The 12,989-nt window shown below is 47.8% G+C and carries 9 protein-coding genes; all 9 read left to right on the top strand.

The window, feature by feature from the left end; translation table 11 throughout:
• The first annotated feature begins 50 nt into the window (after window positions 1–50).
• On the top strand, window positions 51–1,085 hold the full coding sequence (gene hrcA, locus C7R73_RS00265) for a heat-inducible transcriptional repressor HrcA (protein ID WP_106448592.1): 1,035 nt from the start codon (window positions 51–53) through the stop codon (window positions 1,083–1,085).
• Window positions 1,086–1,107: 22 nt separating this feature from the next.
• Window positions 1,108–1,644, top strand: a complete 537-nt coding sequence (gene grpE / locus C7R73_RS00260; RefSeq protein ID WP_106448591.1) for a nucleotide exchange factor GrpE — start codon at window positions 1,108–1,110, stop codon at window positions 1,642–1,644.
• Window positions 1,645–1,689: 45 nt separating this feature from the next.
• Window positions 1,690–3,507 (top strand): molecular chaperone DnaK, encoded by a 1,818-nt coding sequence (gene dnaK, locus C7R73_RS00255; RefSeq protein WP_106448590.1) that lies wholly within the window; start codon window positions 1,690–1,692, stop codon window positions 3,505–3,507.
• Window positions 3,508–3,606: 99 nt separating this feature from the next.
• The gene (gene dnaJ / locus C7R73_RS00250; RefSeq protein ID WP_106448589.1) at window positions 3,607–4,749 is read left to right on the top strand and encodes a molecular chaperone DnaJ; all 1,143 of its coding nucleotides are present in this window, start codon (window positions 3,607–3,609) and stop codon (window positions 4,747–4,749) included.
• A gap of 213 nt (window positions 4,750–4,962) precedes the next feature.
• Entirely contained in the window at window positions 4,963–6,609 is a 1,647-nt protein-coding gene (locus C7R73_RS00245; protein ID WP_106448588.1) for a phosphoenolpyruvate carboxykinase (ATP), read from the top strand.
• A 181-nt stretch (window positions 6,610–6,790) separates the two neighbouring features.
• Window positions 6,791–8,614: a translation elongation factor 4 gene (gene lepA, locus C7R73_RS00240; RefSeq protein WP_106448587.1), complete on the top strand. Its 1,824-nt coding sequence runs from the start codon at window positions 6,791–6,793 to the stop codon at window positions 8,612–8,614.
• Between the two features lie 390 nt (window positions 8,615–9,004).
• Window positions 9,005–9,565, top strand: coding sequence for an alkyl hydroperoxide reductase subunit C (gene ahpC / locus C7R73_RS00235; RefSeq protein WP_106448586.1), 561 nt, complete (start codon window positions 9,005–9,007; stop codon window positions 9,563–9,565).
• An 11-nt stretch (window positions 9,566–9,576) separates the two neighbouring features.
• Window positions 9,577–11,109, top strand: a complete 1,533-nt coding sequence (ahpF, locus tag C7R73_RS00230; protein WP_106448585.1) for an alkyl hydroperoxide reductase subunit F — start codon at window positions 9,577–9,579, stop codon at window positions 11,107–11,109.
• A gap of 161 nt (window positions 11,110–11,270) precedes the next feature.
• Window positions 11,271–12,947 (top strand): formate--tetrahydrofolate ligase, encoded by a 1,677-nt coding sequence (locus tag C7R73_RS00225; protein WP_106448816.1) that lies wholly within the window; start codon window positions 11,271–11,273, stop codon window positions 12,945–12,947.
• Window positions 12,948–12,989: the final 42 nt, after the last annotated feature.

The following is a 12,989-nucleotide window of genomic DNA, read 5'->3' as shown; positions in this document are numbered from 1 at the left end:
ATTTATGGTTAGCACTCATTATGGTCAAGTGCTAAAGTGAGGTGAAAATCTTGTTAACAGAAAGACAGTTGCTAATTTTGGATTTAATTGTCAGGCATTACATCGAATTCGAGGAGCCGATCGGTTCGAAGACGCTTCTGAAGGAATCTGCATTGTCCTTGAGTTCCGCTACGATCCGCAACGAAATGATGCGGATCGAAGAACTGGGCTTCCTGGAAAAAATGCATTCTTCATCCGGCAGGATACCGTCCATCCAAGGCTACCGTTACTATGTCGATCAACTAATGGGCAAAGAAAGCGAAGAAGTCGCTGACGATGTCAAACAGACGATCAAGCATGGTTTTCAGAATCCTTACCGGGAAGTGCAGCAGGTCGTCGAAAAATCAGCTGAAATGCTTTCCTTTTTGACGAATTATACCGCTTTGGCGATCGGCCCCGAAACAAAGGACAGCCGATTGACGGGCTTCCGCTTGGTCGCGCTCAATGAAGGCCATGTGATGGCCATCTTGGTGACTGATAAAGGACATGTGGAAAACCAAATTTTTTCTGTTTCGCCAGGCTTCTCAGCCTCTGAGATAGAAAAAATCGTCAACATCTTCAATCAGGAACTTGTAGGCCGCACGCTGCAGGAAGTATTCATCAAACTGCAAACGGACATTCCGGTGATCATCCGGAAGTACGTCGATGCAAAAATCGATTTCACAGCGATCTTCAATGACATCGTGGCGAAGTTGGAGCATGACCGCTTCCATGTAGGCGGCAGCATGAACCTCCTGAATCATTTGGATGCGACGATGGACAAGAATAAAGTCAAAGCCATTTTAAGCATGCTGAACGGGTCTCCGGACATCCATGCGCTTTTTTCAAACCCCAACGATGGCGTCGGCGTCAAGATCGGAACGGAATTGGACAATGAACTGTTGCATAATTTTAGCCTGATTACGGCTACCTATGACACAGCCGGCAACGGTAAGGGCCTGATCGCATTACTGGGGCCAACCAATATGCCTTATCAAAAAATGATCAGTATCATGAAATTTATGCGTTACGAACTTTCTGATAGCTTGAATGATCTGAACAAATAAGCACGACAAAGGAGATTTTGAAGTGGATAATAACGAAGAATTAGTGGACCAGGAACAAGCGACCGTTGATACAACGGTTGTGGAGGGTCAAGAGACGGTTGCGGAAGCAAGTGAGGTTGAAACCTTGAAAGCAACCTTGTCCGAAACGGAGGACCGTTTGTTGCGCCTGCAGGCAGAACTTGCCAATATCCAGAAGCGCAACGCGAAAGAAAGACAGGATGCGGCGAAATTCCGTTCCCAGTCATTGGCCCAGGAATTGTTGCCGGTGATGGACAGTTTGGAGCGTGCATTAGCGATTGAAGTGGAAGATGAAAAATCTTTGAACCTGAAAAAAGGTTTGGAAATGGTCATGAACCTATTCACGGAAGCTTTCGCCAAAGAAGGGATCTCTCCGATCAATCCGATCGACCAGCCTTTCGATCCGAATTTCCATCAATCCATTCAAATGCAGCCGGCTGCTGAAGGTCAAGCGCCTGATACAGTCGTCGCGGTAGTCCAAAAAGGCTACACCTTGAAAGAACGCGTTTTAAGACCCGCAATGGTTATTGTGGCAGAATAATTTTATTGATAAACATAAAAATTTCATATAGAGGGGAATAACATCATGAGCAAAATTATCGGTATTGACTTAGGTACAACAAACTCAGCTGTCGCTGTATTAGAAGGCGGAGAAGCTAAAATCATCCCAAATCCAGAGGGAAATCGCACGACACCATCAGTCGTTTCATTCAAGAATGGCGAAATCCAAGTGGGCGAGGTTGCAAAACGCCAAGCAGTGACAAACCCTAACACAATCAGCTCAATCAAACGCCATATGGGCGATGCTGGCTACAAAGTGGAAGTGGAAGGCAAAAGCTACACACCGCAAGAAGTATCAGCGATGATCCTGCAATATCTGAAAGGCTACGCAGAAGACTACCTAGGCGAAAAAGTTGATAAAGCCGTTATTACAGTTCCAGCTTACTTCAATGACGCGCAGCGTCAAGCAACTAAAGATGCCGGAAGAATTGCCGGACTGGAAGTAGAGCGTATTGTCAACGAGCCGACTGCTGCAGCTTTGGCATACGGTTTGGATAAAACAGATAAAGACGAAAAAATCCTTGTATTCGACTTGGGCGGCGGTACATTCGACGTTTCCATCCTTGAATTGGGCGATGGCGTATTCGACGTGTTGAGTACAGCCGGCGACAACAAATTAGGCGGAGATGACTTCGACAACAAAATCATCGACTACTTGGTTGCGGAATTCAAGAAAGAAAACGGAATCGATCTTTCAAACGACAAAATGGCGAAACAACGTCTGAAGGACGCTGCTGAAAAAGCCAAAAAAGATCTATCAGGCGTTACTTCAACGCAAATCAGCTTGCCGTTCATCACTGCCGGCGATGCAGGTCCGTTGCACATGGAATTGACGCTTACCCGCGCTAAATTCGATGAAATCACTTATGACTTGGTTGAACGTACAAAAGGTCCTGTGCGCCAAGCATTGAAGGATGCAGGTCTATCCACTTCCGAAATCGATGAAATCATCCTTGTCGGTGGTTCAACACGTATCCCTGCAGTCATCGAAGCAGTCCGTAAAGAAGCAGGCAAAGAGCCTAACAAATCCGTTAACCCGGATGAAGTTGTCGCAATGGGCGCTGCTATCCAAGGCGGAGTCATCTCCGGTGACGTTAAAGACATCGTATTATTGGACGTAACACCTTTATCATTGGGTATCGAAACAATGGGTGGCGTGTTCACTAAATTGATCGACCGCAATACAACAATCCCTACTAGCAAATCACAAGTCTTCTCGACTGCAGCCGACAACCAGCCAGCTGTTGATGTGCATGTCCTGCAAGGTGAGCGTCCAATGGCAAACGACAACAAAACATTGGGTCGTTTCCAATTGACGGATATTCCATCAGCTCCTCGTGGTGTTCCGCAAATCGAAGTATCATTCGATATCGACAAAAATGGTATCGTCAATGTTCGCGCGAAAGACTTGGGAACTCAAAAAGAACAAACAATCACCATCAAATCCTCTTCCGGTCTGACTGACGAAGAAATCGAAAAAATGGTGAAAGATGCAGAAGCTAACGCTGAAGCAGACAAATTGCGCAAAGAAGAAGTTGAATTGCGCAACGAAGTGGATCAATTGATCTTCCAGACTGACAAAACTTTGAAAGAGCTTGACGGAAAAGTCGACGCTGATGAAGTGAAGAAAGCTGAAGAAGCTAGAGACGAACTGAAAGCAGCAGTCGAAGCAAATGATTTGGAACAAATGAAAACGAAGCGCGATTCGTTGAATGAACTTGTCCAAAACCTGACTGTCAAACTTTATGAGCAAGCTGCTCAAGCGCAACAAGAAGGCGCGCATGACACAGCAACTGACGACGGTGTCGTTGATGCCGATTTTGAAGAAGTAGACGACAAATAGTCAACTCTAACGAGAGGAAGCCAACGCATAACTGCATTGGCTTCTCTCACTGTATAGAGATAAAATGTTCAGATGAAGCCAATCAATGGAGGCGAAACAATGGCGAAAAGAGATTATTACGATGTCTTGGGTGTGTCGAAGGATGCCACAGACGATGAGATAAAAAAAGCTTACCGGAAACTTTCCAAGAAGTTCCACCCGGATATCAACAAAGAAGCGGGCGCAGAAGACAAATTCAAGGAGCTTGCTGAGGCTTATGAAGTCTTGAGTGACGGCAATAAACGCGCAGCCTATGACCAATACGGCCATGCCAGTACCGATCCCAACTTCGGCGCAGGCGGCGGTTATGGTGGCGGCGGCTTCGGCGGTTTCTCAGGCGGTTTTGAAGATATCTTTGATTCCTTTTTCGGCGGCGGAGGCGGTCGCGGCAGAAATCCGAATGCCCCCCGTCAAGGTTCTGATCTACAGTACCGTATCCACCTTACATTTGAAGAAGCCATTTTCGGGAAGAAAGAAACCATCCGTTACAAACGTGATGAAGAATGCAAAACCTGCAGTGGTTCCGGAGCAAAACCCGGCACGCAACCGAAAACATGTTCGAAATGTCATGGTTCAGGTGCGGTCGGTGTCGAAAGGAATACTCCTTTCGGCCGCGTAATGACACAAGCAGTCTGTGATGTCTGCAGCGGAACAGGCAAGGAAATCACCGATAAATGTACAACGTGCCACGGACGTGGGCATGTCGAAACTGACCACTCTGTGGCAGTCACTATCCCTCCAGGCGTCGACGATGGACAACAGATGCGCTTGAACGGCCAAGGCGAAGTCGGCAGCAATGGCGGCCCGTATGGCGATCTCTATGTCGTTTTCCAAGTAGAACCAAGCGATATTTTCGATCGCGAAGGGACAGAAATCCATTACACACTTCCGATCAGCTTCGCCCAAGCAGCTTTGGGTGATGAGATTGAAGTGCCGACTGTGCACGGAAAAGTCAAGCTGAAGATTCCTGCCGGGACACAAACGGGCACGAATTTCCGACTGAAAGGCAAAGGGGCGCCACGCTTGCGTGGAACCGGAAATGGTGATCAGCACGTCAAAGTGACTGTCGTCACACCGAAGAACCTTAGCGAGAAGCAAAGAGAGGCAATCCGCGCATTCGCAGCAGCAGGCGGCGATACGCTGGTGGAAGACGACGCCAATTTTTTTGATAAAGTAAAGGACGCCTTCAAAAACAAAAAATAAATAAACCAAAAGAACCGGGGCGCTGGAAACAGCAAGCACCGGTTCTTTTTTTGTCCCTAGACTATTCTGTTAGAGTTTTTGTAACTAACATGAGGTCAAACAACACTTTTTTTATAGAAAAAGAGTAAATATTCGCTAATTTCGGTATGTAAGGGGTTACATTTCAGGGAAATAGGATTATAATGGAATTATCAAATAAAAGAGGTGACTTAAATGGCTACTATAGAATCGTTCAATAGATCCGAATTAAAGAAGTCCAACCCTTTACTTACGAAATTCCGGACAACGGTCGAAACAGCTTTTTATGGCAAAAACATGCAGGAAGTCACGGACATGACGGAAGCCTATGAACTTGCACTGAACGCTGGCGGTGTGGTCGTGACCGACCTCCCTGTGCTACATGCAAAAGAACTGGGCTTGCCGGATGATGCCAAGGTACTTGTCGAAAACGGCGGCAGAATCATCGGCCGTACTGCCCGCGCCAAACGGATCATCGGAGAGAACAAGGAAGAGGACGAAAAACTTCAAGCCATCATCATGGATGTCATTTACCAAAATAGACTGCGCCATTATTATAAAGCGACAGGCTATGTAGGTTTGGATAAAGATTTCATCATCAAGGCGCATATCGCTTTTCCTGAAGGAAACGAAAACAATCTTTACTCCTGGCTGTTGAACTTCCAGTGGGACAGCCCGGAATATCAGGAAATGTATGCACATTCAAAAGCATACAATGAAGGCGACATCTACATCTACACAGATCCCGACTGGCGCCATCCGGATTATCCGCTAGGTGTGGCTATCTTCGAGCCTGACAAAAACGTGGCCTGTATCCTCGGAATGCAATATTTCGGTGAGTTCAAAAAAGGCACACTGACGCTTGCTTGGGGAACCGGCCATCGCAATGGCTTTGTTGCTTGCCATGGTGGCCAAAAACACTTCCTTCTGCCTAATGGCGGTTCGTATGTTGCTTCCTTCTTCGGGCTTTCGGGGTCAGGCAAATCGACTTTGACCCATTCGAAGCACGATAACAAATATGAAGTGAAAGTGCTGCATGACGATGCCTTCCTGATCGATTTGACGGATGGCTCATCCATCGCGTTGGAACCTTCCTATTTCGATAAAACCCAGGATTATCCCGCCGATCACCCTGAACAGAACTATTTCGTTACTGTCCAGAATGTGGGCGTGACAAAGGACAACGATGGCAAAATTGTGTTGGTCACCGAAGATATCCGCAACGGCAACGGCCGGACGGTCAAATCACGCTATTCCACGCCGAACCGCGTTGATAAGTTCGAAGAGCCGATCAATGCTGTCTACTGGATCATGAAGGACGATGCCTTGCCGCCTTTGGTGAAGGTGGACGATGCGGTCTTGGCGGCAACTTTCGGCACGACGCTGGCCACGAAACGCACGACTGCGGAAACGCTGAAGAAAGGTGAATCGACCGACACGCTGGTCATCGAGCCATTCGCAAATCCGTTCCGGGTTTATCCATTGGTTGAGGATTATGATGGCTTCAAAGAACTGTTGGCTCACGAAGGAGTGGACTGCTACATCATCAATACGGGATTTTTCATGGGGAAAAAAATACCGAAGGAAGTGTCTTTGGGCGTTATCGAAAGTGTTGTTGAAGGGACCGCATCATTCATACCATTCGGTACCGCACCGCATCTCAGCTATCTGCCGGTGGAAGGCTTCAATCCCGATTTTGAAGACAAAGACTATACGAAGTTGGTGAGAAGACGCATGCAGCTGCGGGAAGATTTCTTGGAAGAATTCAATGCTATTCATCCGAGTATGCCGCTGCCTGATGAATCCATCCAAGCGTTGCAAAATATCATTGATGCTTTTTAAGTTTCTATGGGAAAGAATCCGGTGGGGAGCCTCCGGATTCTTTTTTCGCTTATTAGCCAAACATTAGCCAAACAAAAGCGAGAAAGACTTGCCAATCTGAGGCGGCATCTTGTCATAAATGCTTTAGATTGGTATAATTTCCAAGTGAACGAATGGACGTCAGAGAAAGTGAGCAACGATAATGAACTTAGAAGAGATGAAGCAACGACAAAAGAGAATCAGAAATTTTTCCATCATTGCCCATATTGACCATGGGAAATCCACATTGGCGGATAGAATCCTCCAAATGACTGATACAGTCGCCGATCGTGATATGCAAGCACAATTATTGGATTCCATGGACCTCGAGAGAGAACGAGGCATCACCATAAAATTAAACGCCGTCGAATTGACTTACAGGGCCGAAGACGGTGAAGATTACATCTTCCATCTGATCGACACACCTGGACACGTCGACTTTACGTATGAAGTATCCCGCAGTTTGGCAGCTTGCGAAGGAGCTATTCTGGTAGTGGATGCGGCGCAAGGGGTCGAAGCACAGACCCTCGCCAACGTTTATTTGGCTTTGGACAATAACCTGGAAATCGTGCCTGTCATCAATAAAATCGATTTGCCTGCCGCAGATCCTGAACGCGTCAGAGCTGAGGTTGAGGATGTCATCGGGATCGATGCCAGCGATGCGGTTTTGGCGAGCGCGAAAATCGGCTTGGGCATACCTGAGCTGTTGGAACAGATCGTCGCAAAAATCCCGGCTCCGGAAGGTGATCTGGAAGCACCTTTGCAAGCCTTGGTTTTTGACTCGATCTATGACCCATACCGGGGAGTCGTGCTGAATATCCGGATCAAAAATGGCGTGGTCCGCCCAGGCGACATGATCAGATTCATGGCTAACGGCAAAGAGTATGAAGTCATCGAAGTAGGGATTTTCTCCCCGAAACCGATCAAGCGCGACTTTTTGATGGTCGGGGACGTTGGCTATTTGACTGCCGGCATCAAAACGATCCAAGATACACAGGTCGGCGACACGGTTACGTTGGCGAACAATCCTGCCAGCGAAGCTTTGGCCGGCTACCGCAAAATGAACCCGATGGTATACTGCGGTATCTACCCAGTTGATGCGTCGGACTTCAATGACTTGCGCGAAGCTTTGGAAAAACTGCAATTGAACGATGCTTCCTTGCAGTTCGAGGCAGAATCTTCGCAAGCGCTTGGATTCGGTTTCCGTACCGGATTTTTGGGCATGCTGCACATGGACGTTATCCAGGAACGGATCGAGCGCGAATTCGATCTGGATATCATCACGACAGCTCCATCGGTTATTTATCGCGTCAACAAAACCGATGGCGAATTTTTGGAAATCGACAACCCTTCGGAAATGCCCGATGCGACAACCATCGAAAGCATCGAAGAACCGTATGTCAAAGCAAGCATGATGGTGCCGAATGATTATGTCGGTGCCGTCATGGATATCGCCCAGAAGAAACGCGGCAATTTCATCACGATGGATTATTTGGATGATTTCCGCGTCAACGTCGTCTATGAAATGCCCCTGTCAGAAATCATCTTTGATTTCTTCGACAGATTGAAATCAAGCACGAAGGGTTACGCTTCCCTTGATTATGAATTGATCGGCTACCGTCCAAGCAAATTGGTCAAGATGGATATCCTCTTGAACGGGGAAGCTGTCGATGCCTTGAGTTTGATCGTGCATCGCGATTTCGCCTATGCCCGCGGAAAAATCATCACAGAAAAACTGCGCGGATTGATTCCACGCCAACAGTTCGAAGTTCCGATCCAAGCGACGATCGGCAACAAGATCCTGGCACGGACCACCATCAAAGCATTGCGCAAAAACGTACTGGCTAAATGTTACGGCGGGGATATTTCCCGTAAGCGCAAATTGCTGGATAAACAAAAAGAAGGCAAGAAGCGCATGAAGCAAGTCGGATCCGTCGAGGTTCCACAAGAAGCCTTCATGGCCGTCCTGAAGATGGACGAGGATTAACCCAAAAAGGAGTCTGCAGATTCTTTGGAATAAATACAATTAAAGAACGTACCTGGGTAAGCATACAATCCAGGTACGTTCTTTTTCAATTGAGAATGCACATGCCTAATTGAGAATGATACTTATTCTGTTCAGCAGACAGTCGGGTCCTTTAAAGCAATAATTCGTCTGATATTACATTTCCACTGACATCCCCCTGAAGGGCAGGCAACTTTTTGAATCGGGCATCCCTATGTATTTAAAGGTTTTTAGATGGCAAAATCCACGCTTTCCAAAAATGGGAAAATAATTATAGTTATCAAGTGTTAAAACTTGACCGTTAATGACGGATTCTATATAGTTATTGATAGGGATTATTCTAAAATAATTATTATAATTGGAGGAATTGAAATGTCATTAATCGGAAAAGAAATAGTGGAATTTAAAGCGAATGCTTATCACAAAGGTGAATTTATTGAAGTTTCATCGGAAGACCTAAAAGGAAAATGGAACATCGTCTGTTTTTACCCTGCGGACTTCACTTTCGTTTGCCCGACTGAATTGGAAGATCTTCAGGACCATTACGCAACCTTGCAAGGCTTGGGAGTAGAGGTCTATTCTGTATCAACCGACACACACTTCACGCATAAAGCATGGCACGACCATTCACCAGCTATCGGGAAAATCGAATACACCATGATCGGAGATCCATCGCATGCGATTTCGATCGGATTTGATGTCTTGGATGAAGAAGGTTTGGCACAACGCGGAACGTTCATCATCGATCCGGATGGCATCGTGCAGGCAGTGGAAATCAATGCTGACGGCATCGGCCGTGACGCAAGCGGTTTGATCGACAAAATCCGTGCAGGCCAATATGTCCGCACCCATCCAGGCGAAGTTTGCCCTGCGAAATGGAAAGAAGGCGCGGAAACATTGAAACCTAGCTTGGACTTGGTAGGTAAAATTTAAGGAGGCTTCCCATGGCACTAGATACAGAAATAAAAGGGCAACTTGGCCAATATCTTGAACTGTTGGAGTCGGATGTAGTTTTCAAAGCCAGTCTGGGCGATGATGAGAATTCCGGTAAAGTCAGGGAGTTTCTGGAGGAAATAGCCGGGATGTCGGCGAAGATTTCTCTTGAGAATGCAACATTACCCCGCACACCCAGTTTTACGATCACACGCCCAGGAACGGAAAGCGGCATTACCTTTGCCGGACTTCCGTTAGGACATGAGTTCACTTCATTTATCCTGGCTTTGCTGCAGGTAAGCGGAAGGGCGCCAAAAGTGGATGACAGCATCATCAAACGGATCAAAGCGATCGACAAGGAACTCCATTTCGAGACTTATGTCAGCTTGACTTGTCATAACTGCCCGGATGTTGTCCAAGCACTGAACATCATGTCCGTCCTGAATCCGAAAATCTCTCACGTAATGATCGAGGGTGGGATGTTCAAGGATGAAATCGAAGCGAAGAAAATAATGGCTGTTCCGACTGTTTATCTTAATGGCCAATCATTCGCCAGCGGGCGCATGACGATCGAGCAACTGATCGACAATGCCGCCGGTCCGGCAAGCGTGGATGAATTCTCCGCTAAGGACATATTCGACGTACTTGTTGTAGGTGGAGGACCAGCTGGCAACAGCGCGGCCATCTACGCTGCCCGTAAAGGCATCAACACCGGCATGGTCGTCGAGACCTACGGCGGACAAGTGATGGACACTGTCGGCATCGAAAATATGATCGGGACGCCTTACACGGAAGGACCGAAACTGATGGCGCAAGTGGAAGCACATGTGAATCAGTACAAGGTCGACATCATGAAAGGCCAACGAGCTAAAAGTATCCGCAAAAATGATCTGATCGAAGTCGAGCTGGAAAACGGTGCAGTGCTCAAAGCGAAGACCGCTATTCTTACAGTCGGAGCGCATTGGCGCAATGTCAACGTGCCCGGTGAAGAAGAGTTCCGCACGAAAGGCGTCACCAACTGCCCGCATTGCGATGGTCCGTTGTTTGCTGGGAAAGACGTCGCTGTCATCGGCGGCGGCAATTCCGGCATAGAAGCGGCGATCGATTTGGCCGGTTTGGCGAAACACGTATACGTGCTGGAGTTCTTGCCGGAATTGAAAGCTGATCAAGTATTGCAGGACCGTGTCCATGCTTTGAAGAACGTCACAGTCATAACGAATGTGGCGACAAAAGCGATCACCGGGACCGATCAAGTGGAAGCCATCTCCTACGCGGACCGCGCTACGAATGAAGAGCACACCATCGCACTTGAAGGTGTCTTCGTTCAGATCGGCTTGGTTCCGAACACAGCTTGGTTGAAGGATTCCGGCGTTGCGTTGAATGAACGTGGCGAAGTCATCGTCGACAACCATGGTTCAACCAATCTGGAAGGCGTATTTGCTGCCGGAGATTGCACAAACAGTGCTTACAAACAAATCATCATCTCGATGGGTGCCGGAGCGACTGCCGCTTTGGGCGCATTCGATCACCTGATCCGTCAATAAGCTCAAATCCAGAAAGGGATTTCATCTTGAATTCCTTTCTGGATTTTTTGATTTGCCGTAAATGTAAGCAGTTTTATCAATGGAATAGCCATAAAACACGTTCTTTCTCTTGGTCTATGTGCTAAAATGTATGTAAACATGAAGAATTTGGAGTGATGGTTTTGAAGACGGATATCGAGATAGCTCAAGCAAATGAGATGCTTCCGATCAAAGAAGTAGCGGCAACCCTTTCCCTGACAGAAGATGATCTGAAACTGTACGGCAAATACAAGGCAAAAGTGGACATCAAAAAAATCAATTCCTTGAGTGAAGAGGCAGACGGCAAGTTGATCCTTGTCACTGCCATCAATCCTACTCCGGCTGGCGAAGGCAAATCAACCGTAACAGTCGGCCTAGGCGATGCGCTGACACGCATCGGCAAGATAGCGATGATCGCGATGCGCGAACCTTCATTAGGGCCGACGATGGGAGTCAAAGGCGGAGCGGCAGGCGGCGGTTATGCGCAAGTGCAACCGATGCAGGACATCAACCTGCATTTCACCGGCGACATGCATGCCATCACGGCGACGAACAATACCTTATCAGCTTTGATCGATAACCATATCCAACAAGGCAATGCCTTGAACATCGATCAACGCCGGATCACCTGGAAGCGCGTATTGGACATCAACGACCGGGCTTTGCGCAACATCGTCATCGGGCTGGGCGGACCGATCCAAGGCGTTCCCCGCCAGGACGGCTTCGATATTACTGTAGCGAGCGAAATCATGGCGATCCTATGCCTATCGACTTCGCTGACTGATCTGAAGAACCGGATCGGGAACATTGTCATCGGCTATACGTTTGACCGCGTACCTGTCACTGTCAGAGACTTGAAAGTGGAAGGCGCATTGACCTTGCTGATGAAGGATGCTTTGGAGCCGAACCTGGTGCAGACGCTTTACCATACGCCGGCATTTGTGCATGGCGGACCGTTCGCAAATATCGCGCACGGCTGCAACAGCGTATTGGCAACCAAAACTGCCTTGAAATTGGCCGATTACGTCATCACGGAAGCCGGTTTCGGAGCCGACTTGGGTGCTGAAAAGTTCATGGACATCAAAGTACCACAACTAGGCAAGAGCCCGGATGCAGTCGTTATCGTAGCGACCGTGCGCTCGTTGAAGATGCACGGCGGCGTATTGGTGAAAGACCTCAACAGCGGCGAAAATGTCGAAGCGGTCAAAGCCGGCTTCGCAAATCTGCAGAAGCATATCGAAAATATGCAACAATATGGTGTGCCTGTCGTTGTGGCGCTCAATGAATTCACGAACGACACCGCGGCGGAAATCGAAGCAGTCGTCAGCTTGTGTGCGGCACTGGAAGTCGAATGCATCCAGACAGCGGTTTGGGCAAAAGGCGCTGAAGGCGGAGAAGCGTTGGCGAATGCTGTCGTTAAAGCAATCGACGAAAACACAAAAGCTTTCGTTCCGCTTTATGTGGCGGAAGACAGCAGCATCGAAGAAAAAATCGAAACGATCGTCACCAAAATTTATGGCGGCAAAAGTGTCATCTATTCCAAAGAAGCCAAAAACCAACTGCGTCAGTACAAGAAGAATGGCTGGGACCGTTTGCCTGTATGTATGGCAAAAACACAGTATTCCTTGTCGGATGACCAGAAAGCGATCGGCCGTCCGGAAAACTTCGACATCACCATCCGTTCCTTTGTTCCGAAAATTGGAGCCGGGTTCGTCGTTGCGTTGACGGGGGATATCCTGACCATGCCGGGTCTGCCGAAAGAACCGGCCGCCCTTCGTATGGATGTCACCGAGGACGGAGTCGTTACCGGATTGTTCTAATTTTATAAAAACTATAAAAATAGAGAGGGAAACCTCTCTATT

Source organism: Trichococcus alkaliphilus (genome assembly GCF_003008695.1).
Classification (GTDB): domain Bacteria; phylum Bacillota; class Bacilli; order Lactobacillales; family Aerococcaceae; genus Trichococcus; species Trichococcus alkaliphilus.
The sequence above is the reverse complement of the archived record's forward strand: the minus strand, read 5'-3'. Positions and strand labels throughout refer to the sequence as shown.